Annotated in this window: 26 protein-coding genes; 18 read left to right on the top strand and 8 right to left on the bottom strand. The window is 61.0% G+C overall.

Going from position 1 to position 23,321, the window contains the following annotated elements:
• The first annotated feature begins 100 nt into the window (after window positions 1-100).
• Window positions 101-871: a tetratricopeptide repeat protein gene (locus ACT5M9_RS18750; protein ID WP_457979724.1), complete on the top strand. Its 771-nt coding sequence runs from the start codon at window positions 101-103 to the stop codon at window positions 869-871.
• 123 nt (window positions 872-994) lie between these two features.
• On the opposite strand, the gene ACT5M9_RS18745 is transcribed toward ACT5M9_RS18750, so the two are convergent.
• Window positions 995-1,348: a hypothetical protein gene (locus ACT5M9_RS18745; protein WP_457979725.1), complete on the bottom strand. Its 354-nt coding sequence runs from the start codon at window positions 1,346-1,348 to the stop codon at window positions 995-997.
• A 196-nt stretch (window positions 1,349-1,544) separates the two neighbouring features.
• Here ACT5M9_RS18745 and ACT5M9_RS18740 point away from each other — a divergent pair, with 196 nt between their 5' ends.
• From ACT5M9_RS18740 to ACT5M9_RS18695, 10 genes are all read left to right on the top strand, one after another.
• A complete protein-coding gene (locus ACT5M9_RS18740) occupies window positions 1,545-1,820 on the top strand; it encodes a helix-turn-helix domain-containing protein (protein WP_457979726.1) in 276 nt (91 codons plus the stop codon).
• Between the two features lie 17 nt (window positions 1,821-1,837).
• Window positions 1,838-2,029, top strand: coding sequence for a hypothetical protein (locus ACT5M9_RS18735; protein WP_457979728.1), 192 nt, complete (start codon window positions 1,838-1,840; stop codon window positions 2,027-2,029).
• Window positions 2,030-2,031: 2 nt separating this feature from the next.
• A complete protein-coding gene (locus ACT5M9_RS18730) occupies window positions 2,032-2,394 on the top strand; it encodes a hypothetical protein (RefSeq protein WP_457979729.1) in 363 nt (120 codons plus the stop codon).
• Entirely contained in the window at window positions 2,391-2,798 is a 408-nt protein-coding gene (locus ACT5M9_RS18725) for a hypothetical protein (RefSeq protein WP_457979731.1), read from the top strand. Before ACT5M9_RS18730 ends, ACT5M9_RS18725 begins: the two co-directional genes overlap by 4 nt.
• Window positions 2,795-3,640, top strand: a complete 846-nt coding sequence (locus tag ACT5M9_RS18720; protein ID WP_457979733.1) for a PD-(D/E)XK nuclease-like domain-containing protein — start codon at window positions 2,795-2,797, stop codon at window positions 3,638-3,640. Before ACT5M9_RS18725 ends, ACT5M9_RS18720 begins: the two co-directional genes overlap by 4 nt.
• Window positions 3,637-4,620, top strand: a complete 984-nt coding sequence (gene bet / locus ACT5M9_RS18715; protein WP_457979735.1) for a phage recombination protein Bet — start codon at window positions 3,637-3,639, stop codon at window positions 4,618-4,620. Before ACT5M9_RS18720 ends, bet begins: the two co-directional genes overlap by 4 nt.
• Window positions 4,621-4,668: 48 nt before the next feature.
• Window positions 4,669-5,757, top strand: a complete 1,089-nt coding sequence (locus tag ACT5M9_RS18710) for a coiled-coil domain-containing protein (protein ID WP_457979736.1) — start codon at window positions 4,669-4,671, stop codon at window positions 5,755-5,757.
• 50 nt (window positions 5,758-5,807) lie between these two features.
• The gene (locus ACT5M9_RS18705; protein WP_457979737.1) at window positions 5,808-6,386 is read left to right on the top strand and encodes a phage N-6-adenine-methyltransferase; all 579 of its coding nucleotides are present in this window, start codon (window positions 5,808-5,810) and stop codon (window positions 6,384-6,386) included.
• A 328-nt stretch (window positions 6,387-6,714) separates the two neighbouring features.
• Window positions 6,715-7,152: a hypothetical protein gene (locus ACT5M9_RS18700; protein WP_457979739.1), complete on the top strand. Its 438-nt coding sequence runs from the start codon at window positions 6,715-6,717 to the stop codon at window positions 7,150-7,152.
• 156 nt (window positions 7,153-7,308) lie between these two features.
• Window positions 7,309-8,484 carry an Arm DNA-binding domain-containing protein gene (locus tag ACT5M9_RS18695; protein WP_457979741.1) on the top strand — a complete coding sequence of 392 codons (1,176 nt, stop codon included), beginning with the start codon at window positions 7,309-7,311 and terminating at the stop codon, window positions 8,482-8,484.
• Window positions 8,485-8,631: 147 nt separating this feature from the next.
• On the opposite strand, the gene ACT5M9_RS18690 is transcribed toward ACT5M9_RS18695, so the two are convergent.
• Window positions 8,632-9,063 (bottom strand): GNAT family N-acetyltransferase, encoded by a 432-nt coding sequence (locus tag ACT5M9_RS18690; protein WP_457979743.1) that lies wholly within the window; start codon window positions 9,061-9,063, stop codon window positions 8,632-8,634.
• A 179-nt stretch (window positions 9,064-9,242) separates the two neighbouring features.
• Here ACT5M9_RS18690 and ACT5M9_RS18685 point away from each other — a divergent pair, with 179 nt between their 5' ends.
• Together ACT5M9_RS18685 and ACT5M9_RS18680 are read left to right on the top strand one after the other, a co-directional pair.
• Window positions 9,243-9,743, top strand: coding sequence for an SRPBCC family protein (locus tag ACT5M9_RS18685; protein ID WP_457979744.1), 501 nt, complete (start codon window positions 9,243-9,245; stop codon window positions 9,741-9,743).
• A 253-nt stretch (window positions 9,744-9,996) separates the two neighbouring features.
• Window positions 9,997-11,037, top strand: a complete 1,041-nt coding sequence (locus tag ACT5M9_RS18680) for a GGDEF domain-containing protein (protein WP_457979746.1) — start codon at window positions 9,997-9,999, stop codon at window positions 11,035-11,037.
• Window positions 11,038-11,121: 84 nt separating this feature from the next.
• Here the strand turns inward: ACT5M9_RS18680 and ACT5M9_RS18675 are convergent, their stop codons facing one another.
• Window positions 11,122-11,628, bottom strand: a complete 507-nt coding sequence (locus tag ACT5M9_RS18675; protein ID WP_438550018.1) for a GNAT family N-acetyltransferase — start codon at window positions 11,626-11,628, stop codon at window positions 11,122-11,124.
• A 157-nt stretch (window positions 11,629-11,785) separates the two neighbouring features.
• The gene (locus ACT5M9_RS18670; RefSeq protein ID WP_457979748.1) at window positions 11,786-13,024 is read right to left on the bottom strand and encodes a GNAT family N-acetyltransferase; all 1,239 of its coding nucleotides are present in this window, start codon (window positions 13,022-13,024) and stop codon (window positions 11,786-11,788) included.
• A 294-nt stretch (window positions 13,025-13,318) separates the two neighbouring features.
• Between ACT5M9_RS18670 and ACT5M9_RS18665 the strand changes: the two genes are divergently transcribed.
• The 3 genes from ACT5M9_RS18665 to ACT5M9_RS18655 are packed head-to-tail and all read left to right on the top strand — an operon-like array spanning window position 13,319 to window position 15,764.
• The gene (locus tag ACT5M9_RS18665; RefSeq protein ID WP_457979750.1) at window positions 13,319-14,137 is read left to right on the top strand and encodes a DUF3100 domain-containing protein; all 819 of its coding nucleotides are present in this window, start codon (window positions 13,319-13,321) and stop codon (window positions 14,135-14,137) included.
• Entirely contained in the window at window positions 14,134-14,583 is a 450-nt protein-coding gene (locus tag ACT5M9_RS18660) for a hypothetical protein (RefSeq protein ID WP_042016367.1), read from the top strand. The genes ACT5M9_RS18665 and ACT5M9_RS18660 overlap by 4 nt, the downstream gene beginning before the upstream one ends.
• Window positions 14,583-15,764, top strand: coding sequence for a M20 metallopeptidase family protein (locus ACT5M9_RS18655; RefSeq protein WP_457979752.1), 1,182 nt, complete (start codon window positions 14,583-14,585; stop codon window positions 15,762-15,764). Before ACT5M9_RS18660 ends, ACT5M9_RS18655 begins: the two co-directional genes overlap by 1 nt.
• A gap of 136 nt (window positions 15,765-15,900) precedes the next feature.
• Here ACT5M9_RS18655 and ACT5M9_RS18650 read toward each other — a convergent pair whose 3' ends face one another.
• From ACT5M9_RS18650 to ACT5M9_RS18635, 4 genes are all read right to left on the bottom strand, one after another.
• Entirely contained in the window at window positions 15,901-16,860 is a 960-nt protein-coding gene (locus tag ACT5M9_RS18650) for a LysR substrate-binding domain-containing protein (RefSeq protein ID WP_457979754.1), read from the bottom strand.
• The gene (pdxH, locus tag ACT5M9_RS18645) at window positions 16,860-17,498 is read right to left on the bottom strand and encodes a pyridoxamine 5'-phosphate oxidase (RefSeq protein ID WP_457979756.1); all 639 of its coding nucleotides are present in this window, start codon (window positions 17,496-17,498) and stop codon (window positions 16,860-16,862) included. Before pdxH ends, ACT5M9_RS18650 begins: the two co-directional genes overlap by 1 nt.
• A 162-nt stretch (window positions 17,499-17,660) precedes the next feature.
• Complete coding sequence (locus tag ACT5M9_RS18640) at window positions 17,661-17,975, bottom strand: hypothetical protein (RefSeq protein ID WP_457979758.1); 315 nt, start codon at window positions 17,973-17,975, stop codon at window positions 17,661-17,663.
• A complete protein-coding gene (locus tag ACT5M9_RS18635; RefSeq protein ID WP_457979760.1) occupies window positions 17,972-19,951 on the bottom strand; it encodes a reprolysin-like metallopeptidase in 1,980 nt (659 codons plus the stop codon). Before ACT5M9_RS18635 ends, ACT5M9_RS18640 begins: the two co-directional genes overlap by 4 nt.
• A 209-nt stretch (window positions 19,952-20,160) precedes the next feature.
• On the opposite strand from ACT5M9_RS18635, the gene ACT5M9_RS18630 reads away from it, so the two are divergent.
• Window positions 20,161-21,372 carry an RsmB/NOP family class I SAM-dependent RNA methyltransferase gene (locus ACT5M9_RS18630; protein WP_457979762.1) on the top strand — a complete coding sequence of 404 codons (1,212 nt, stop codon included), beginning with the start codon at window positions 20,161-20,163 and terminating at the stop codon, window positions 21,370-21,372.
• Between the two features lie 407 nt (window positions 21,373-21,779).
• Window positions 21,780-23,192, top strand: a complete 1,413-nt coding sequence (pykF, locus tag ACT5M9_RS18625) for a pyruvate kinase PykF (RefSeq protein WP_457979764.1) — start codon at window positions 21,780-21,782, stop codon at window positions 23,190-23,192.
• Window positions 23,193-23,321: the final 129 nt, after the last annotated feature.

The raw sequence follows: 23,321 nt of genomic DNA, 5'->3' as shown, positions 1-23,321 counted from the left end.
CAATAGTGGCCAGCCTAGAGCCTCTTGCACCAGGGGGTTGCAGGCTGTTAGTTTTTTCTGGAACGGTGTCATAATGCCCCCATCTTGATATGGAGGAGTTATGAACCGGATAAGAATGGCACTAGCTGTCGTAGCACTAGGAATATCATTTATGTTTTCGTCTGCCACGATAGCTGACACGTCAGATGCAATGAAGGTAATGATTCAAGCAGCTGAACAAGGAAACGCCAAATCACAATTCGAGCTTGCGTTGGCTTACGAAGCTGGATCTAACCTCCCGAAAGACCATGAGAAAGCTGCATTTTGGTACCAGCAAGCGGCAGAGCAAGGTCACATGCACGCACAAGCATTCCTCGCAATAATGTACTACGAGGGGTTGGGTGTTCCACAGAATGCGAGCAAAGCTGCATATTGGTATCAAAAGGCAGCTGAACAAGGTGAACCCGAATCGCAAATGAACATTGCAACCATGCTCATAAATGGCGATGGGATACTCAAAAATGAAAAACAAGCCTTTGAGTGGCTCAGTAAATCCGCCGCACAGGACTTCGCCCCAGGGCAGTCCAGACTAGGCCTACTGTATCTACAAGGGATTGGCGCTCCTAAAGATTATGAGAAAGCGTATTTTTGGAGCCGCAAAGCTGCCGAGCAAGGCCATGCCGAGTCCCAATACATACTAGGCTCACTGTATTATGAAGGACGCGGCGTACCAAAGGACTTGGTCCAAGCCTATGCTTGGTACTTTACAGCTGGGCGGAATACGTTCATTCCTGCTTTCCGTTCAATGGAACAATTTGAAAAACAACTCACTGCATCGCAATTAAAGGAGGCTAGTGATTTATCTATTCAATATTACAAGCAGTACAAATGAAGCGGTGAACTTCGCAAGACCTATTAAATAACCCCGGCCCTCGTGCCGGTTTTTTTGTTTTCACCACCAAAGGACCCGACCATGAAAAAGCGCCTGCAAAAGCAGGCGCATCGTGACTACACGTTAATCGACATACTCACAGCCACAGCTGCTGTAGTCCATATTCTTACCCGTGTATACGTGACATGACTTCTGATGCACGTTGTCTTTATAGAGCCGCACCGTCAGGTGGGTCTTTTTATCCGTCGCTGTCTCATGAGGTCCAGCTACAACCATGGCCCCCGATCTGGCGCCAGCCATATTGCTATAGGCCGCGACTGTTTTGCACTGCATGACCACGTTGGTAGCAGCCCTTTTACTCATTGGCTTTGTGGATGGCGCATCCCAATTCGGAGAGAAATCGAGATAAGCAGCCAGCGCACTTTGAGAACACACCAACAGCATGGCAGTGATGACTGCAGAGATAATTGTTTTCATCCTTTAAGACCTCCTTGTTTGCTGCGGTGAATACCGCACGAGAAACCTAGCTGGAATAAACAACCACCTCATCTGACACAAATATCAGTAGAGAAAGTTCCTATTTGATACTAGCGAAAGCAAACAAGGGATAAACAAGCCCCATGTAACGCCCATCGCACGACTGCATTGCTCACAACCACCAAAGGACCCGACCATGAAAAAGCGTACCGACCAAAGCAACCTGACCATCCCCCCTCTCAATGACGCATGCCGCAAGCGCCTGCGCCAGTTGCGTGAGCACCTCGGCCTGAGCCGGCCCAAGTTCGCCGACATGCTGGGCATCCCGCCCACCACGCTCAAGAACTACGAGCTGAACTACCGGGAAATCAGCGGCGGAACCCTGTTGTTGATAGCACAACACCCCGAGCTCTCAGCCCACTTCACCTGGCTGACGACCGGACAGGGCGAACTACCGGCCAAAGCAGCCTGAATGTAGAGGAACTCTTCATGAAGCAACTGACCGAAGCCCAGGTGATGGGCTTTCGCGGCTCAATGCCGCCCCGTACGGAGCAACGCTACAGCGTGAACGTCGAGCCCGGTACCGAAGAGCGCCGGGCTGCCCATAAACGCACTGCCACACGCCGCGCTATCGAGGTGTATCAAGAACAGCGCGCCCTCCGGCTTGAAATGGAGCTTTAGCCATGAACGAAAACACACTGCAAGCCCTACTCGAAAGCCAGGAGGCGGAGGCCAACGCAAAGGCAGAGTGGATCGCTGCGTGGACTGAGGCCAGCCTCCCACTACTGCTGGCCGGTCAGCTCGATACCGATGCGGCCACCCTACTCGCCGAGGTGGATGCCGACCGGGCCGCACAACTCAATCAGGCCATCTACCTGCTGATGGTGTCCGGTGACAAAGTTCCGCTCACCCTCCAGATCCAGCAGGTGCTGGACGAAGGACTGACCGACCTGGCCCACGACGCCTGGAGTAACCACCTTGCCGCCCTGCACGACGCCATGAGCGAGGAGCAGTGGGAGCAGTACCAACACAGGAGCGCAGCATGAGCAAGCACACACAGGAGCCTTGGTTGCGGAGTAGCGACGATTTTGTTGCCGCAGAAAGTGACCAACTAAATAACGGTGAATACATCTTGTCCTGCTTTGGGCCTGACCAAGCAGCCAACGCGCGCCGCATCGTGGCCTGCGTGAATGCTTGCCGTGGCCTGCCGACCGATGAGCTGGAGCAGAAAGGGGTTGTTGCTGCCGTCGGTACCGAGCTGCTGGAGCTGGATCGTCAGTGCGGCGAGCTGCTGGCTGCGCTTGTTGCCACAACAGAGCATCTCGCCAAAGTTATGGGCGGGCCGCTTATAGCTGGAGCAGGTGTCACTTTCGCCAATGGCGTAGAGGGCATACCGACCATCATGAAGGCCAGAGCTGCCATCGCCAAAACCAAAGGCGGTGCAGCATGAACGCCATCGCCGATTCCTCCAAAATGCACCCGCTCGGGCGGGTGTTTGGTCTATCCAACGAGGAGTATCACGCTGGTCCTGGGGTCAGCAAAAGCCAGCTCGACCAGATAGCCGAAAGCCCTGCCACCTATATCTGGGCCAAAGATGCCCCCGTCGATGAGGAGAAACTCAAGGCCTTCGACATGGGCAGCGCCATTCACTGCCTGCTGCTCGAGCCGGAAGAGTTCGAACAGCGCTTCATCATTGCCCCGCAGTTCAACCGCCGCACCAACGCCGGCAAGGAAGCCGAGGCAGAGTTTCTGGCCGGCTGCGCCACCTTGGGAAAGACGGTGATGGACGCTGAGGAGGGCCGCAAGCTGCAGCTGATGCGCGACAGTGTGCTGGCCCATCCCGACGCACGCTGGCTACTGGAGCAGGAGGGGCACAGTGAAGCCTCCTTCTACTGGATTGATCCCCAGACCGAAGAGCTGTGCCGGGTTCGCCCTGACCGCCACCTGAGCGGGCACCCCATCATCCTGGACGTAAAATCGGTGGACGACATGGGGCGCTTCGAGCGCCACGTCGAAGACTTCCGCTACCACGTGCAGGACGCCATGTACTCCGAAGGGTTCCACCGAGTGATGGGCGAGCAGCCGGACTTTGTCTTTCTGGCCGTCAGCACCAGCGTTAACTGCGGCCGCTACCCGGTGCGGGTGCGGCCCCTCCCCGACGATTGGAAGGAGGCTGGCAAGGACCTTTTTCGCCGTGACCTCCAGCGCTTCCACGAATGCCGGGTCAACAACGACTGGCACGACTTCAAACCCCTCCAGCGCCCAGCCTGGGCGACAAGGAAAGCAGCATGAGCAACATCACCAGCATCAAGCAGCAGGCGGTAGAGAACTTCGCCGCCCAGTTCCCGATACTCGTCCAGCGTGGTATCGACGAGCCGACCTGGAACGCCCTGTGCAATACCATTTACCCAGGTGCCAACCCTGACTCAGTAGTAATGGCTATCGACTACTGCAAGGCGCGCGGGCTCGATATCTTGCTCAAGCCAGTCCATCTGGTACCAATGCAGGTAACCGACGCCCGCACAAAAGATAAGGTCTGGCGGGATGTGCCCATGCCGGGGATCGGGATGTACCGGATCCAGGCTGACCGCTCAGGCAACTACGCCGGAGCTGACGAACCGGTATTTGGTCCAGATGTGACAGAAGAGTTCCAAGACCCCTACAACCAGCAGAACAAGATCAAGGTCACCTACCCGCAGTGGTGCAAGTACACCGTCTACAAGATGGTGAATGGGCAGCGGGTGGCCTTCCATGCCCTGGAGCGCTGGAAGGAAAACTACGCCACCCAGAGCAGCAAGACTGAATGCCCCAACGCCATGTGGCGTAAGCGCCCTTACGCTCAGCTGGCCAAATGCACGGAGGCACAAGCACTGCGCAAAGCCTGGCCGGAAATCGGTAGCGAGCCCACCGCCGAGGAAATGGAAGGCAAGGAAATCATCATCAACGAGATCCCCGACAACCAGCCGCCTCAGTCATCAACCAAGCCAGCAAGCCGAGCCTTGGATGCCATGCGTAACCAAGACGCTACGTCGGTCACCCTTGAGCACGAGCAAGCAGCAGAACCAACCGAACTGGTGGATCACGCCAGCGCCTACGCAGACCACAGTGCCGCTATAGAAGGCTCCAGCGAAACTACCGAGTGGCAACATGCCTACACCGCCGCTTGGACCTGGGCCAACGAAACCGGAGACAACAACATCATCGCCGGCATCAAGCAGATCGCCGGTGAGCGCAAACGCCAGCTCGACGCCGAACGCAGTAACCATCAATAACTAACCAGGCCCGTTTAGTACGGGCCTTTTCATACCCAAGGACCCGCCATGACCGAACAAGCCAAGACCAAGACCGACACCACCCAGCTGGTTGTCATCGAACCCACCACCGCCGTCGCCCTGTTCACCGAGGGTCAGGGCGTAGCTGAACTGCTGGCCGACATCCGCCAAAAAGCGACCAGCCTGGTGCCCGACACTACCACCGCCAAGGGGCGCAAGGAGATCGCCAGCATCGCCCATGCCGTCGCCCGCACCAAGACCTATCTGGATGGGCTCGGCAAGGAGCAGACGGACAAGTTCAAGGAGATCCCGAAGCGCATCGACGCCAATCGCAAACAAATCCGCGACACTCTTGACGCCCTTAAAGACGAGGTGCGCGCCCCGCTGACCCAGTTTGAAGAGGTCGAAGCCGGCCGGGTTGCGGCTCTTCAAACCCGGCTGACTCGCATAGATGATCTTGGGTTCTCTGCGAACATAGAGCTCCCCTCGCCAGATCTGAAAGCCATGTTGCTGGAGGTCGAACAGACCGAGCTGGACGATACCTGGCAAGAACTGCTGCCCCAGGCGACTGTCTCCAAAGAGCTTGCGGCCAAACGGCTTGGTGAGGTGCTGGAGGCCCGCCAGAAGTACGAAGCCGAACAGGCCGAGCTAGAAGCGCTGCGAAAGAAGCAGGTTGAACAGGAGCGCATCGACCGCGAGCGCCTGATAGCCGAACAGGCTGCAGAGTATGCCCGTAAGCAGGAAGAAGAGCGTCAGCGCATGGAACGAGAAGCTGCACAGCACCGCGAGCTGGAAGCCCAGCGCCAGGCTCAGGCTGCGCGTGAACGTGAAGAGCAGGCCCGGCGCGCTGCAGAAACCGCTGAGCTCGCTCGCCAGCAGGCTGAAGCCAACGCTGCGCGCCAGGCTGAAGAAGCCGCGGCCCGGGCTGCGGAACAAGAGCGCCAGCGCATTGCCAACGAACAGCGTCTCAAGGATGAGGCGGAAGCCCTCCGTCTTGCCGATCGCGAGCACCGAGGCCGGATTAACAGCTCCATCCTGATGGACCTAATGGGCCTAGGAATTGAAGAGGAAAAGGCGGTCAACCTCATCAAACACATCGCCAGTCACAAAATCGCCCACCTAGCCATCAATTACTGAGAACCCCGCCGCTCACACGACCGTTCTCGGTAACAATAAGGAGACTATCTATGGCCGATTACCGCGGCTCAACCACTTCATCCAACTGTCGGGATATGACTCAAACCCCGCTCTACCTATTCCGAGCCCTGGATCGGGAGTTCAACTTCACCCTCGATGCCGCAGCTCTACCAGAGACGGCTCTGTGTGCACAGTACCTCACCCCGGACATCAACGCCCTGAGTGTGGACTGGGGTGACTTTATCAGCCCGTCGGTAAGGGCCCCATGGGCCTGGCTCAACCCTCCTTACTCCGATATCGGCCCCTGGGTGGAGAAGGCCATCGAACAGCAGGACCGCGGCATTGGCACCGTTATGCTGGTCCCCCAGGACACCAGCACGGAGTGGTACCCCGGCGAGCGCGCCAGCGAGGTGAGGCACATAACCGGTTACCACGATACCAATGGCAAATGGCGCAACGGCCGGGTGAGCTTCATCAACAAAGCCACCGGCGAGGAGATGAAGGGCAACCCCAAGGGGTCCATGTTCCTCATCTTCGCCCCGGGCTGGCGTAGCAAATGCCGGATCCGTGATGTCAGCAAACTGACCTTGCTGCTGGCCGGAGCAGAGCCTATCAGTGTTGCAGCCTAAGAGGAGAGCCATGCGCTACCGTGAACCTATCATTCAGCAAGGGCTGACCCGCACCGAAGCCGAAGAAACCCGTGCCAGATACCTCCGCATCAACCCCGGCGCCCAGGTAACCATCGACAGCCAGCCAGATAACCCCCAGCTTAAGACTCTGATAGCTCACCTTCCCGTCCTGCCATTTCGACGGGTGCGGGATCCTGGTTTTATCGGGTACCGCGGCTGGCGAGCATAGCCGGCGAACTAAACTGGTCCCCGGATATGGGACGAAGAAATCACGGCCCTTCCTTCAATCCAATTGGCGCCCCATCCTCTGGAACAGGAGGGCCATGCCATGAAACAACTTCAACTGACCGTCGACCAGGACAGCCAACTACTCAACGACCTGGTCAGCACCGTGCGCTCCCCCACCCTTTCCCGTTCGGCCAAGCTCGCCGAGATCGGCCGCATCCTGGCGCACTTCGATCTGCCTATCGAAGCGCCCCGGGTTACTGGCCAGCTCTGGAGTGCCACCGAGCTGGGCAAGGAGCTGGGGGTCAGTGCCCAGGCCATAGGCCGGCTGGCCAACCAGCACCAACTCAAACGCCCGGCGTTCGGGGAGTACCGCCTTGACCAGGCGGTCAGCAGCAGGAAGCAGGTGGAATGCTTCCTCTACAACCGAGCCGGCCGGGATGAAATAACCAAACTGACGAGGACCAACTACCATGGGAACAGTAATCGACCCCGCAAAAAGCCAGATCCCGGGCCAACTCACAATACTGAGAATGCCTGACGCCATCCCACTCAGCACCTACCTGAGCACCATCGAGCTTACCGATCGGGACACCATTAATAAGCGGATCCAGCGTGGCATCTGGCAGCTTGGGGTGCATATCGTCAACGTGGACGGAGTAAAGGAACGCTGGGTGAACATCGCGGAGGTAACAAAGTGGGCAATGAAAAACAGCTCCCACGCGGCGTGACCGTCCGTGGTGAGACCATCAATATCACCTTCACCTTCAAAGGGGTTCGCTGTCGTGAGCCCCTGTCCAACCTGCCCAACACCACTGCCAACGTGCGCTATGCCGGGCGCCTTCTCGGGGAGATCCAGGGCAAGATTGAGCGTAGCCAATTCGCCTATGCAGACTATTTCCCGAAGTCCAAGAAGCTGCGCATGTTCGGCGGTGCCTCGATCGCCGCCAAGGTCTCCGACTATCTGGACGAATACCTGCAGCAATGTGAACGCCGGGGGCTCAGCCCCTCCACAATGGTCGGGTACCGCAAGTGCCACAAGGCGCTGGCCGACCTGCACGAGATCACGGTGTCAGAGCTGACCCCCGCCCAGGTGAAGAACTGGCTGGTAAGGAGTGACACCACTGCCAAGACCGCCCGCAACCGGCTGTCATTCCTGCGCAGTGCCGTCGACGAGGCGGTCACGGATGGCCTGCTGACCTCCAACCCGGTATCTCTGGTCACCGTCTCCCGATATTTGGACGGGAGTTCAACTCCTGAAGGGGGAGCCAAGGACGTGGATCCGTTCACCCCGGAAGAGGTGTCCGCCATCATATCGACCGCCGGCGGTATCAACGAGCAATGGGCCAACCTGTTTGCTTTCGCTTTCGCTACCGGCATGCGGCCGTCGGAGATCTGCGCACTGAGCTGGTCATCCATCGACTGGATCGGCTGCAATGTGCAGGTATCGAGCGCCAAGGTGGTCGGCGTCATCAAGACCACCAAGACCAGAGCCGGTACGCGATCCATTGAGCTGACCGGCGATGCGCTGGCAGCACTGGCCAGCCAGAAGCGGTTTACCTTCATGCGGGGAGACTATGTATTTGATGACCCCAAACTCGGCCATCCATGGGCCGGGGCGGATGCCATCAGAAAGAAAGCCTGGCTATATACCCTCAAGCGGTCCGGCGTTCGCTACCGCCACCTCTACCAGACCCGCCACACCTTCGCGACCGCCAACATCAGCCGCGGCTGCAACCTGTTTTGGCTCGCCAGCCAGATGGGACATAAGGGGCCGGAGATGCTGTTTCGGCACTACGGATCCTACCTTTCCGAGTACGATGGCCAGACCTCAAAAGCGCCAATCCTGATCCAAAATCCAGCCGAGAAATAAAAAAGCCTTATAGTTCAATTGGTAAAGCTGCTCAATCTGGGGGTTCAAATCCCCCCAGCTCCACCAAACGTTTGGAAAGGGCCACTTCGCAGGAAGTGGCCCTTTTTTATGCTCGATTGCCGGTGTTCACGCCATCTATCGCCTAGATCACTCCTCGGCGGTCAGCACCAACCGCCGCCAGGGGCCTGTGATGTCGCAATGGCCCGTTTCGTCCGTGTTTTCCCACCCCAGCCGATGATAGAAAGCCAGCGCCCTGGTGTTTCGGGTGGCGACCTTGAGGGACGCCGGTTGCTTGAATCCGGCCAGCCCTTCGGCCAGAAGAGCCCGACCGACCCCCTGCCCATGCCAGTCCGCCGACACATAGAGATGATGCACGAAGCTCTCCTGCCCCCAGATGGAGACGAAGCCGCAGGGGGAACCCCCCTTCTCCGCCACCCAGATCCGCTCCCCCCGGGTCTGTTCGGCGAAATCCTCCAGCCGGAACAGGGAGGGTTCGACCCACTCGAAGGCTTGCCGCCTGCCCTTGAGGAACAACTGTGCCAGCACGGGCGCATCCGCCGCTCGCATCGCTCTGATCATGAAGATGTCCTTTTTCCTAGTCGTCCTCGCCCACTTTGCGGTGGATCCCGCCGCGCTGTCAAATACACAGCACAGACCCTCTTGAATACATAATGCGTGACCCAGGGCTGCCTATTTTATCGCCCGAGGGGCTATACTGCCTGGGTCCCATCCATGACTGGTTCGAGGTTCACTGATTTATGGATAACAAGCAGATCGAAGGCAGCATTCTGGTTCCGGCCCACATCGACGATGTCTGGCGAGCCTGGACCACGGAGAGCGGATTGCGCAGTTTTCTGGCCCCGGAGTGCCTGATGGTGGCCGAGCCAAACGGCCCGTTCGAGATCTATTTCCGGCCGGATGCCCCCCTGGGTGAGCGAGGCAGCGAGGGGTGCCGGGTGATGGCGGTGATGCCTCACGACCTGCTCAGCTTCAGCTGGAATTTCCCCGCCCAGTTCCCCCATATCCGCCAGCAGAAGACCCTCATCAGCCTGCGCTTCGTGCCGGAAGGCCAGGGCACCCGCCTTCACTTCCTGCAGACCGGCTGGGCCAACGATCCCGACTGGGACCTCGGCTATGCCTACTTCCGGGAAGAGTGGCTGGAGATAAGCCTCCCCAGGCTGCAATACAGGTTCACCCACGGCCCCATCGACTGGAGCAATCCCCCCACCCGGCAGCAGCTCAAGGCACTGGCACAGTGATGGCCGGCCCCGGCCTTTCCAAGCCGAAATGGCGGGGCAATAGCGCGGGCTGTCGCCTCTCACCCGGCAGGGATGAAAGCCCTGCGTTAAGCAGTGTTTATCAATAAAAACAAACAGATAATATTGAAACCTTCATCAACACCGGCTATTCATGAAAGTATTGCCTCCGGCAGAGAATGCTCTCTGCCCCATCACGAGATAACACATAATAAGAGCCATACCTCGGCCCCAAGCCGGGGAACATGAGGTAGCCATGTTGATCGAGAAAACACTGCTTGAGCAATTCAACATCAATGAGATCGAAATCCAACGCCGGATGGAGCTCTTCAAGCTGACCCAGGGGGAGCTGGATCTGCTGGCGCAGCAACAGTCCATCATAGAGCAGCATCTGGACAGCCTGGTCGCCAAGTTCTACGACAAGCAGACGCAATTTGACGAGATAGCCCTGCTGATCGGCGACGCCGACACCCTGCAGCGGCTGCGCAACGCCCAGCGCCGCTACATCCAGGAGCTGTTCTCAGGCCATTACGACAACGCCTATGTCAACAGCCGCCTGCGGATAGGCCTGGTGCACAAGCGCATCGGCGTCGAACCCAAGCTCTACCTCTCCGCCAGCTGTACCCTCAAATACCTGGTGGAAGACGTGCTGATCGAGCACATGGCCAACCCGTCCGAGCTGCCCCAGGTGCTGCGGGCCCTCGACAAGCTCATCAGCTTCGACACAGCACTGGTGTTCGACACCTATATCGGCACCCTGCTGAGTGCGGTCGAGAATGCCAAGAAGCGGATGGAGACCTATGCCCGCGAGCTGGAGGAGAAGTCCAAGATCCTGAGCGCCCATGCTGAGCGGGACCCCCTCACCGAGCTCTACAACAAGCGGGCCATGCATCGCACCATCATGCGTGAGCTCAATGCGGCCATCCGCCGCAAGAGCTTCCTGTCGGTGATCTACATCGACGTCAACAAGTTCAAGTTCATCAATGACACCTTCGGCCATGCGAAGGGGGATGAGGTCCTGCAAACCCTGGGACAGGCGATCACCGAGAGCTGTCGCGCGTCGGACTTCCCCTGCCGGATCGGTGGCGACGAGTTCTGCGTCATCCTGCCGGAGGCGAGCCGGGCCACCGCCCTGCACATCGGCGATCGTATCGAGGCCGCCTTCACCACCGCCTACCCCGAGTACTCCATCAGCATCGGCATCTGCGTGACGGGGAATGAGCAGTTCGTCACCGCCAACGAGCTCATCGAGGGGGCCGACAAGGCGATGTACGAGGCCAAGCAGCAATCCTCCTGACGACTTTCCGGCGACCCAAAACAGATGCCGCTCCCCTTGGGGAGCGGCATCCTTGCATCATGGACTCAGGAGAGGGTAGACGCGTTACTCTTCTTCCATCTCGTCAAACAGGGGGTGATAGAGCACCTCCCCTGACAGCCCAGCGAGGCCACCGGGCTGCAGCTCCATCGCCATGAAGCAGTCGGCGGGCACCTCGTAGATGCAGTTCAGGCCAAACTCGCTGGCGGGACGAAAGCCGAAGCGGGCGTAGTAGGCGGGATCCCCGAGCACCACCACCGCCTTCCAGTCCATCTCCAGCGCCGTATCCAGCCCTTCACGCACCAGATCCGAACCGATGCCCTGCCCTTGCCAGTCTGGGTGCACGGCCACCGGCGCCAGACCGAGCCAGGGACCCTCCTGACCGTTAATGGTGATCGGGCTCAGCATCAGGTGTCCCATGAACTCGTACTCTTCCTCCTCGACCATGGTGACCACGGCGGCCCCACATTCGCGCAGGCGATTGACCAGCTCGGCCTCATCGGATCGGCCAAAGGCGGCGCTCACCAGCTCATAGACTGGCAGCATGTCGCCGGGACGCTCGGTTCTCAACATAGGGCATAACTCCTCGTACGGCAGGGCGGCCATTATTCCACACAAGTGCCCCCCGACCTGAATGGCTTTATCCGAAAATGGGAGGCCGGACTCAGGAAAACGAATGCGACCGCGGGGACGGACCCCGCGCGACCCGCTCATCCCACCCGATGCGGTATCAGCGATCCCCCCGCCTTGGATCCCGCAGAGCCAGCAGATAGTTGAGGCCAAGCGCTCCCCGCTCCTTGAGCAGCACGCCATCCCCGTGGGTCCAGGAGAGGGGTCCCTCCCCTTCTAGCCATGAGACGGGATGGCATCTCACCACCAGCCCGGCCGTCGTCCGCCCAGGCGTGTCTCCCCACCCCTCGCCATCCATCTCGTCATCCATAAAGAGCGCCAGCTCTGGGGTATTACCACTCCCTTCCCACTCCCAGGGGCCGTGCAGTATGGCCACCACTACCCTCTCGCCCTCGAGCCAGGGGATCAGGCTAGCCCGCAGGGGGGCGGACAGGATGGGGGAGCGATCCAGTCGCCAGTGGCTGAGCTTCCCCTGACCGTCAGCCTCGGCCCGAACCCCGCAGCAGTGCATGCCTATCTTGGCCATCACCCTGCCGGAGGCGAGGTTGTCCGGCATATGGCGGGCCGTCAGGGCGGGCAATTGCAGTTGCTCGAAGGCAAAGCGTTTGACCAGGGTCGCCGCCCGGGTAGCGAGCCCCCGGTTCTGCCAGGGGACCCCCACCCACCAGGCGAGCTCCCCGCTCCAGTGCAACGAGATGACCCCGAGCAAGGGGGCAGGTTCAGATCCGGTTGGCAGGCTCAGCGCCCAGGTTCGGCCAAGGCCGAGAGCGGCCTTGCGCCCGCTCATGGCGAGCCAGTCCCGGGCCGCCTCCGGCGGATAGGGGTGGGGAATGTTGAGGGTATAGCGAGCGAGCGTGCCGTCGGCGCAGTAGCGCGCGATCTCGCCCTCATCCTCCGCCCGCAAGGGGCGCAGCACCAGGGCTTCCGGGCCCGGCTCACGCAGCTCGGGGATGGAGAGGCGCCGGGCGAGCAACCGTCCCAGCACATCGGCCAGATCGTCGTCCGGTCCCAGGGTCAGATCCGCCCCCACCGGCCCCAGGGTGAGCAGACCGCTCTCCTTGGCCAGGATCAGCAGGGCGCTGGAGGCGCAGATCAGGATCTGGTGGCTCGGATCGGCCGCCATCACGGGGGCCTCGTCCCCGTCCAGCCAGGCGGCGAGCAGCGCGCTGGCCGAGAGGGTGCCGTCCGGCGGGCAGGCCGCCCAGGGAGCCGGGATCTGTGGATCCCGCCCGGCCCGCTTGCTCTGCAGCAGTTGCCAGCTGTGCCCCTGCCCCCGCCATGCCTGCAGGGCCGCCAGCCAATGGGGCCGCCAGAGGCCCCCTTCAATCAATAACTCCATCCTTCCCCCAAGGTGCGCAGCTGTGATGGCAGGGCATTCTGGAGAGCCTGCCGTATGCAACTTCCTCACCCTGCGTCCCGTCACGGGCCGCGGTTCAACCGCTAGCATGACAGCCTGCTAACCGGCTGTTAAACCCTATTTTCATCATGGTTAAACGGCATACCCCATGAAAAAATGCCATATGTCCGCCTTGATGAAGGTCACATTAATGGGGTCTCTCCCTTCCTATCATGGCCACATCATGCACCACCAGCGCGGGTTCATGAATAATCATGCATAACAAGAGAAAAGATTATGCAGCAAACCACTCCCCTCAAGACGGTGTTAGTCAGTACCCTGGCGACCGCCCTGCTGATCTTCGTGGCCCAGTATCTGATTGGGAAACAGGAGATCAGGATCGGCATCGCCATCATCCCCATTTTGCCCATGTTGTTCGCCGTCATCATCGGCATGATAGTCTCCGCCAAACCGGTCAAGGATCGTATTCCCGGCTGGAAGAAGCTCTTCACCGAGAAAGAAGAGGGCTTCTGCGGCAAGATGGTGGGCTTCAGCCTGCTGATCCTCGGCACCCAGTATGCCGGCATGATCATCCCCAACCTCAAGATGATCCTGAGCGTCGGGGTGCCGCTCTTCCTGCAGGAGATAGGAAACCTCCTGCCCATCCTCATCGCCATCCCGCTGGCGGTGAAGTTCGGCTTCGGCCGCCGTGCCATCGGGGCCTGCTCCTCCATCAGCCGTGAACCCTCGGTCGCGGTCATTCAGGGCAAGTTCGGCACCGGCTCCCAGGAGTACATAGGCGTGCTCGCCATCTACCTGTGCGGCTCCGTCATCGGCACCCTCTGGTTCAGCGTGCTCGGCAGCATAGCCCCGCTGACCGGCCTGCATCCGCTGGCCCTGGCCGCCGGCTCAGGGGTCGGCTCAGGCTCCATGCTGAGTGCCGCTTCCGGCGCCCTCATCAACGGTCTGGACGAGGCGCTGGCCCAGCAGGTGCTGAGCATCGCCGCCGCCTCCAACCTGCTCTCCTCCGCCCTCGGCGCCCTCTCCCTCACCTATCTGGGACTGCCCCTTGCCGAGAAGATCTTCGCCATCTCTTCCAAAGGAGAGCAAGCATGAAAAGCATCGTGATGGATATGCGCTTCGTCTTCCTGGCGATCCTGCTGGCCATGTTCACCCAGACCCTGACTAGCGGCCTGCCGCTCTGGCAGATGGGGGACAGCTTCGTCGCCATGTCCCTGGTGGTGTTCGCCTCCCTGGTGACCAAGCGCTACCTGCCCTCCTCCCTGCCGGCCTTTGCCTATGCCACCATCATCGGCATCCTCATCTGCCTGCCGGAGACCCCGGTGCGCGGCCTCTTCATCGACGCGGTGGCGAAGATCTCCTTCCTCTCCTGCTGCGTGCCGCTCCTGGCCTTCGCCGGCCTCTCCGTCGGCGGTCAACTCGAGGAGCTCAAGAAGATGTCATGGAAGGTGATCCTCATCTTCATGATCGTCTCCACCTGCTGCTTCTTCGGCGCCTCGCTGGTTGCCCAACTCGGCTTCTCCATTCAAGGGATCATCTGATGCACGACTACCATATCGAACCTGACCTGCTCGCCCTGCGTGATTTCAGCTGCGAGGTGCGCCACCACCTGCACAGCATCCCGGAATATTCCGGCGCCGAGTTCAAGACCTCGGCCTATTGCCGTCAGCTGATGGAACAGTTCGGCTACAAGATCACCGACTACCCGGGCTTCACCGGCTTTCACGGGGATCTGCACATAGACCCCAGCCTGCCCACCATAGCGTTTCGCGCCGACATGGACGGCCTCGAGATGCACGACATGAGCGAGGTGGCGTTCAAGTCCACCCACGAGGGGATGGCCCACAACTGCGGCCACGACTCCCACATGGCGATAGCCCTCACCACCGCCAAGTTCCTGGCCGCTCATCAGGATCGGCTGCAATACAATGTGCGCATCATCTTCCAGATGGCGGAAGAGGACATGCGGGTGCCGGGGGCCGGCAAGATGGTGGAACTCGGCTGCATGGAGGGGGTGGACGAGGTCTACGCCCTGCACAACGACGGCGCCATGGAGACGGGCACCATCAAGTTCAACCAGGGGGTCATGTCCTCCTGGGGCTCGGCCTGGACCCTGGAGGTGCACGGCATCTCGGCCCACGGCTCGACCCCCCACAAGGGGCTGGACGCCATCCGCGAGGCGGTGCGCATCATCGAAGACATGGACTATATCGTTGCCAAGCGCACCAGCCCCTTCAGCCCGGCGGTGTTCGGCTGCGGCATGATCAACGGCGGCACCATCCCCAATGCGGTGGCCGACCACGTGCAGGCCCGTGGCACCATACGGGCCATGGACGCCGAGACGGATCAGATCCTGAAAAACAGCTTCAAGGACATGGTCGCCCAGAGCGAGCTGCGCGGCTTCAAGACCAGCATGGTCTATGCCGGCTACCCGGCGGTGGAGAACCACGGCGCCGCCTGCGAGCGGCTGCGTCAGGCCGCGAGCCCCGTGCTGCCCGCCGAGGGCATCAATGCCCAGGGTCAGCCCATGACCGGCAGCGAGGACTTCAGCTACATGATCAACGCCACGCCGGGGCGCATGGGGGCCATGTTCTTCCTCGGGAGCGGCTGTCAGGCCAAGGGGATCTGCAACTACCTGCATGCGAACCCCTACTACCTGGACGACGACTGCCTGCTGATAGGAGCCCAGATCTTCGTCAACCTGGCGACCAGGACCGACTGACAGACAGACAAGGGGGATCGGCGGCAGCCCGCTGATCGGCGCCCGGATCTTCGTCAATCTGGCGACCCGGGCGGCGTAAAAATCTGCAACCCGATGTAAAGAGAGGCCAGTGGCCTCTCTTTTTTATGTGCCGGCGTCAGAGCCAGGGCAGGGTCGCCGGATTGGTCGCCTGGGGCTGATTGAGGAGGGAGAGCTGCACCGTCTCCCGGCTCACATGGGGGGCCAGCAGATGGATGAAGTCATACATGTAGTCCCTCAGGTGCACGTGCCTGCGCAGGCAGACGTGAACCACGCTGGAGGCGATCAGGTGATCGATGTTGAGCGCAACCAGGCTCTCCTTGTCCCCCTCGTCGAAGGCGGCGGAGGCGATCACCCCCACCCCCATGCCGAGGCGCACATAGTGCTTGATGATGTCGGTGTCCGTCGCCGTCAGCACGATGCGGGGGCTGAGACCATGGCGGCCGAACGCCACGTCCATCTTGGAGCGACCGGTGAAGCCGAACACATAGGTGATGAGGGGGTAGCGGGCCAGATCCCCCATGGAGAGCGGCTGGCAGTCGATGAGCGGATGACCGTGGGGCACCACCACGCTGCGGCCCCAGCGGTAGCAGGGGACGGTGGCCAGCTCGTCGAACAGGTGCATGGACTCGGTGGCAATGGCCATCTCCACGTCCCCGTTCTGCACCATCTGGGCGAGCTGGGCCGGCGCCCCCTGATGCAGGTGGATGGTGACCTCGGGATAACGGCGGGAAAATTCTGTGATGGCGGCGGGCAGCTTGTAGCGCGCCATGGTGTGGGTGGTGGCGATGCGCAGCACCCCGCTGGTGGCGAGCTGCTCGCGCGAGGAGAGCTGGCCAATCTGATCCACCTGGGCCACCACCCCCTTGGCCAGCTCCATCACCTGCTCCCCCATGGGGGTCAGGCCGACCAGGTTCTTGCCCTTGCGGGTGAACAGCGCCAGCCCCAGCTCATCCTCCAGCATCTTCATCTGCTTGCTGAGGGTCGGCTGGGAGGTGTAGAGCTTCTCCGCCGTCGCCGAGATGTTGAAGTTGTTCTTCACTATCTCGGTGAAGTTCTTGAGACGGGCGATGTTCATCAGGGGGCCAGACGCTCGATGTGCCAGCCCTCTCCTTCCCGGCTGTAGTAGAAGCGATCGTGCAGGCGATGGGCCCCACCCTGCCAGAACTCCACGGTGTCGATGACAACCCGGTAGCCGCCCCAGAAGCTCGGCAGCGGCACCTCCCCCTTGGCGAACTTCTGTTTCAGCTCGAGGAACTTGGCCTCCAGCACGCCGCGCGCCGAGATGCGGGAGGATTGCTGGGAGACCCAGGCCGCGATCTGGCTGTCTTTCGGGCGGCTGTGGAAGTACTTCATCACCTCCAGGGTGCCGAGCTTCTCCACCCGACCAGTGACGTGCACCTGGCGGTCCAGAGGGTGCCAGGGGAAGTGCAGGCTGATGCGGGGGTTGCCCTCAAGCTGACCCGCCTTGCGGCTGCCCATGTTGGTGTAGAACACCATGCCCAGGGCGTCGTAGTGCTTGAGCAGCACGGTGCGCTGCCAGGGCTGGCCGTCCGCATCCACGGTCGCCACCACCATGGCGGTGGGATCGGTCAGCTTGGCCTCACAGGCCTGGGCCAGCCACTTCTCGAACAGCTCCAGCGGCTCGGCCGGCAGATCGGCCCGGTGCAATCCGCCCTTGGTGTACTCACGGCGCAGATCGGCTACATCCATCATCTTGATTTTCCTTCTCTCTTTGCCGCCAGTGCGGCCTGCATGGGGGCATTGTGCGACGAGCGGGGACGGGGTTCAAGCCCGCATCTCCCTCCCAAAAAAGCGGGGAGGCCTGCGCCTCCCCGATCCTTGGCCCAGCCGGGCCCGCCACAGCTTCCTCTGCAGCTATTTCGTGAGCGGACAGTGGGCCAGCATGCGCCTGTTGTACTCGGCGGCATAGGCGCTGAGCCTGGCGTGCTCCTCCTTCTGCTCGGGGCGGATCACATCCCCCAGGCCGTCGAGGTAGCGCACGCCGCAGCGCGCCTTGGCTTCGGCCTGCTCCTCGGCCGGGATGCCGGGCGCCACCTCGCCGCGCCCGGCCCGCACGATCAGCCGGTAATCCTGCAGGGTCAGACTCTGCTCCACCGCCTGCTCCAGGGTGCCGGCATCCGCCTGACAACCGGTGAGCAGGGCCAGCAGCAGGGCGTAGCCGGCCCTCATCCCCGTCTCCGCTGCCAACCCAGCAGCGCCAGGGCCAGGGTCCAGAGGCCGAGGGCGCCACCGCCGCCGCCACCGCTCTCTTCCACCCGCTGGGTCACGGAAAGCTTGAACGGGCTGATGGCGAAGAAGAGGTTGTTACTGCAGGCAACCCTCAGGCGGGCGGTGCCGTCGCTGCCGGCCGGAATGGCCACGTTCGCCGAACCCGAATTGGGCTGGCTGCCGGCGACCAGGGTCCAGCTCGCCCCCTCGTCACGGGTCATGGCGATGTCGACCGTGCTGCAGTTGATGGGCGCCGCATTGGTGCCCGCCACCTCCCAACCGATGGTCTGGTTGTGACCGGCAGCCAGGGGGGTCACCAGCGGGCTGGTCAGGCGGAAGGCCTGGCCGGTGTTGACCACCTGGATCTGCATCTCATCGCTACCAACCCCACCCTTGCCATCCCGGGCCGTGAGGCGGAAGTTCAGCATCCGATTGGTCGTCGGCCAGGCCTCCCCCTTCACCAGGGTATTGGTGAGCAGGGAGGGAAGGCTCGGCAGGGTGCGCTCCGGCACCGTAGTGGGGGCCACGAAGGGGAAGATCGGGCGGGTGCCGTCGTCGATCATGCTGGCGGCGCTGACCGAGGCGTTGCCCAGATCGATCTGCTCCCAGGTGTAGGAGAGGGGATCCCCATCCAGATCCGCGCCCGCCCCCTTGAGCACGAAGGGGGTGTTGGCCGGGATCGCATAATCACTGCCAGCGGCGACCTGGGGGGCGTTGTTGGTCAGGCTCAGGGCCGTGCCGCAGCTAGGTACTGTGGCCATGTGGGCCCGCATCTGCTCGATGGACTTGCTGTGGAAGTAGGGCAGGCTGTTGGCCTGCAGGTTCTCCTCCCCGCAGATCCCCGCATAGGCCATGATGGAGCTGCCGCTGCCCGGCTCCCAGGCCTGGCCCGGGGAACGGTTGCCGCCGCCACAGCTGCCCGTGGTGCCGTTGAAGGTATGCTCGGCGCCGAACTGGTGACCGATCTCGTGAGCCACGTAGTCGATGAAGAAGGCATCCCCCACCGGATTGGGGGAGCCCGTCATCCCCGCCGAGCGCTCATCCCCCCCGCACAGGGAGTTGAGCTGTGCCAGACCACCGCCGCCGGTGTTGACCACGTGGCCGATATCGAAGGGGCCGAGCCTGGTGCCGGCCAGGTTCTGGGCACTCTTCTGCACATTGACGTTGATATCGATGTCGTTGTCGTCGTTCATGAAGGGATCCATGGCGACATCGGTATAGATGATGGTGTCGTTGCCGCTGGCGAGCTGGAACTCGGCCGCCACATCCCGCTGGTACACCTCGTTGACCCGGTTCAGCATGGTGGTGATGGCTGCCAGCCCGGCCGCCACCGTGCCGCCGTGATACTGGGTGTACTCCCCCGCCGCCGAGACGGCGATGACGTAGCGCTTGCGCTCGTTGCCATTCACCAACACCTGGCGCGCCAGCGCCCTGACCTCGCTGCCGATGACCTTGTCCGCCTCCTCTTCCAGCCGGCTGTGGGCATCCTGCTGGTAATAGACGGCGTAGCCTTCACCATTGCGCAGGGGATCGACGAACACCATGCGGCCCTCGTGGCTGAACATGGCGTGGAACCCCTGAGGGCTCAGATCGAAGCGGCCCGTGTCGGTCGGCGATCGTATATCCTGCCCCTTGAAGGTCAAGATATCGGGATATTTTGCTGCCAGGTCGGCAGGCAGCAGATCATAGGGCTGCAGGGCGAAGACGACCTCCTTGCCATCCGGCAGGGGCAGGGTCAGCTCGCGCGTACCCGCCTTCAGGGCATCGAAGTACCCGACCGGTACTGTGGCTATCCGGTATTGATTGGCCCGCACCTCGTAGCCGTCGCTATTGGTGGCGCGCGCCACCAGGGTCTGCCACTCCTTGGCGGCCAGACCGGTGGAGGCCATCAGGCCTGCCACCAGCAATGCCAGCGGGGAGAATTTCATCAACTGCATCTTTTTATTCCTTTTTAATGCGTTCACCCGAACTGCCACGGCATCATTTGCCCGCTGCCGTCATTAGTCCAGCCCCATCCCCTGTACATTCCCCGAATGGGGATGGTTGCACCGGCTCAGTCTAGCCCCTATCATTGCGCGGATTTGTCCGTTTCAGAACCCCCTCCGTGATGGGGCCGGTTCATCCTTTTTTGGCCAAGGTTAATCTCATGCTCAAGTCCCCACTGTTGCCCCGTTTCGGGGATCTGGTCGTTGCCATCGTTGACGATGTGCTGGCTCAGGGTCTCACCCTGGACAGGGCCTATGCCCGTCACTTCTCCGGCATCGAACTCAAACCCCAAGAACAGGCAAGGATTGCCCTGGTCACCGGCGATCTGCTGCGTCGCCTCAGCCTCTACTGCTTCCTGACCGGCATCCAGGTACGCCAGGCCTCGAAGAACGTCTGGCCGCTACTGCACAGCTGGCACGCCTTCCACAAGATAGCCCAACCGAACAATCCGACGCTGGATCGCTTCAGTGAAGAGGCCTTCCGCCGCCGTCTCACCGAGGCCAAGAAGAACCCTGTGCTGATGGATGGCTGCCCCACCTGGCTGGAGAAACTCGGCAGCGAGCAACTCGGCGAGGCCTGGCCTGCCGAGCGCGCCGCCCTGGCCTGGATGCCCAAGCGTTACCTGAGGGTCAATACCCTCAAGTGCACCAAGGAAGAGCTGCAAGCAGCCCTGGCCAAGGAGCATGTCACCACAGTTCCGGTGGAGGGGGTGGAGAGCGCCCTGCAGGTCACCTCGGATGCGGCCTTGTTCCGCACCAAGGCCTTCGCCGATGGCTGGTTCGAGCAGCAGGATGCGGGCTCCCAGCTGGTAGCTGCAGCCCTGGGCGTCACCCCCGGCATGCGGGTCATCGACGCCTGCGCCGGCGCCGGTGGCAAGACACTGCACCTGGCCGCCATGATGAACGGCAAGGGCCGTCTGCTCGCCATGGACGTGGAAGAGTGGAAACTGGAGAATCTCAAGCAGCGCGCCCGCCGCGCCGGGGCCCACAACGTGGAGACCCGGGTCATCGAGAGCAGCAAGACCGTCAAGCGCCTCAAGGGCACCGCCGATCGGGTGCTGCTGGACGTACCCTGCTCTGGCCTCGGGGTGCTCAAGCGCAATCCGGATGCGAAGTGGCGAGACACCGCCGAGCGTCTGCCGGTGCTGGTTGCCCTGCAGGAAGAGATACTGCAGCGTTACAGCCAGATGACCAAGGTGGGCGGCATCCTGGTCTACGCTACCTGCTCCATCCTGCCCGAAGAAAACCGTCAGCAAGTGGACAAGTTCCTGGCTGCCAACGCGAACTACAGGTTGCTGGATGATCACAGCGTCAGCCCGGCCGAGACCGGCTTCGACGGCTTCTACATGGCGCGGATCGAGCGCATCGGCTGATTCTCTGCCACCACTATATAGAGCTACTTAATAGGAGGGGCACTGCTATCTCAGCGGCGCCCCTCTTTTGTTAACCCGTCCAGCCAGCTGGCGACGGCCCGGCTTCTCGCTACACTTGAAGGCGCTCCGGCAGACCCTGGCCCATCCAGATGCCATCGCCCGCTTCTTGAACCGCTTTTGTTATTTAACTACATAAGATCGGTGCGCCCCTGTGGATGGATGATGGGCACCAAATGGGCTGTGGTGAGCGAAACCAATTATTTTAGCCCCTAAAATCAACCGTGAGCGAAAACGTTATCTTGTGAAATGAGGCTGTTTTAGCTCAAAACGTTGTTTCTGGATCATAAAAAGTATCCAAAAACTGGTGTATATTGCACGGCGGAAACTCCTTAACCATGAAGACTGACATGAAAAAGACCAAAATCGTCTGCACCATAGGTCCCAAGACCGAATCCAAAGCAATGCTCGGCAAGATGCTCGACGCCGGCATGAACGTCATGCGCCTGAACTTCTCTCACGGTGATTACGAAGAGCACGGCACCCGTATCAGCAACCTGCGTGAAGTGATGGCCGAGACCGGCAAGCACGCAGCCATCCTGCTGGATACCAAGGGTCCGGAAATCCGTACCATGAAACTGGAAGGTGGCAACGATGTGTCTCTGGTCGCTGGCCAGACCTTCACCTTCACCACCGACCAGACCGTGGTTGGCAACAAGGACAAGGTCGCCGTGACCTACGCCGGCTTCGCCAACGACCTGCGCGTCGGCAACCGCATCCTGGTGGACGACGGCCTGATCGGTCTGGACGTCATCGAGATCACCGAACGCGAAGTCATCTGCAAGGTGCTGAACAACGGCGACCTGGGCGAGAACAAGGGTGTCAACCTGCCGGGCGTCTCCATCAAGCTGCCGGCCCTGGCCGAGAAAGACAAGCGCGACCTCATCTTCGGTTGCGAGCAAGGCGTTGATTTCGTTGCCGCCTCCTTCATTCGCAAGAAAGAAGACGTGCTGGAAATCCGTGAGCACCTGAAGGCCCACGGTGGCGAGGCCATCCAGATCATCTCCAAGATCGAAAACCAGGAAGGCCTGGACAACTTCGACGACATCCTGGCTGTCTCCGACGGCATCATGGTCGCTCGTGGCGACATGGGTGTTGAGATCCCGGTAGAAGAAGTGATCTTCGCCCAGAAGATGATCATCACCAAGTGCAACAAGGCACGCAAAGTGGTCATCACCGCCACCCAGATGCTGGATTCCATGATCAAGAACCCGCGTCCGACCCGCGCCGAAGCCGGCGACGTGGCGAACGCCATCCTGGACGGTACCGACGCGGTCATGCTGTCCGGTGAATCCGCCAAGGGCAAGTACCCGCTGGAAGCCGTGACCATCATGGCCACCATCTGCGAGCGTACCGATGCCGTGATGCCGTCCAACCTATCTGCTGCCAACGACAGCAACAAGCTGCGCATCACCGAAGCCGTCTGCAAGGGCGCCGTCGAGACCTCCGAGAAGCTGGACGCCCCGCTGATCGTGGTTGCCACCGAAGGCGGCAAGTCTGCCAAGGCCATCCGCAAGTACTTCCCGAAAGCCTGGATCCTGGCCATCACCACCAACAAGAAGACTGCTGCCCAGCTGGTTCTGACCAAGGGTGTGGTTGCTCACGTGGTTGACAGCATCGCCTCTACCGACGATTTCTATCGCATCGGCAAAGAAGCGGCTCTGGCCAGCGGCATGGGTCTGAAGGGTGACGTGGTCGTCATGGTCTCCGGTGCTCTGGTACCGAGCGGCACGACCAACACCGCTTCCGTTCACGTTCTGTAATCAGTCCTGAACCGATAAAACGGCGCCTGCGGGTGCCGTTTTTTTTATCCTCCCCCCTGCTGCCCCCTCCGGCCCGGTGTTAGAATCCACGCGGATTTCAGTCAAGTCAGAAATCTCCACAATATCGCG

The organism is Aeromonas sp. AE23HZ002T15 (assembly GCF_054165525.2).
This window is presented reverse-complemented; position numbering and strand designations above follow the sequence as displayed.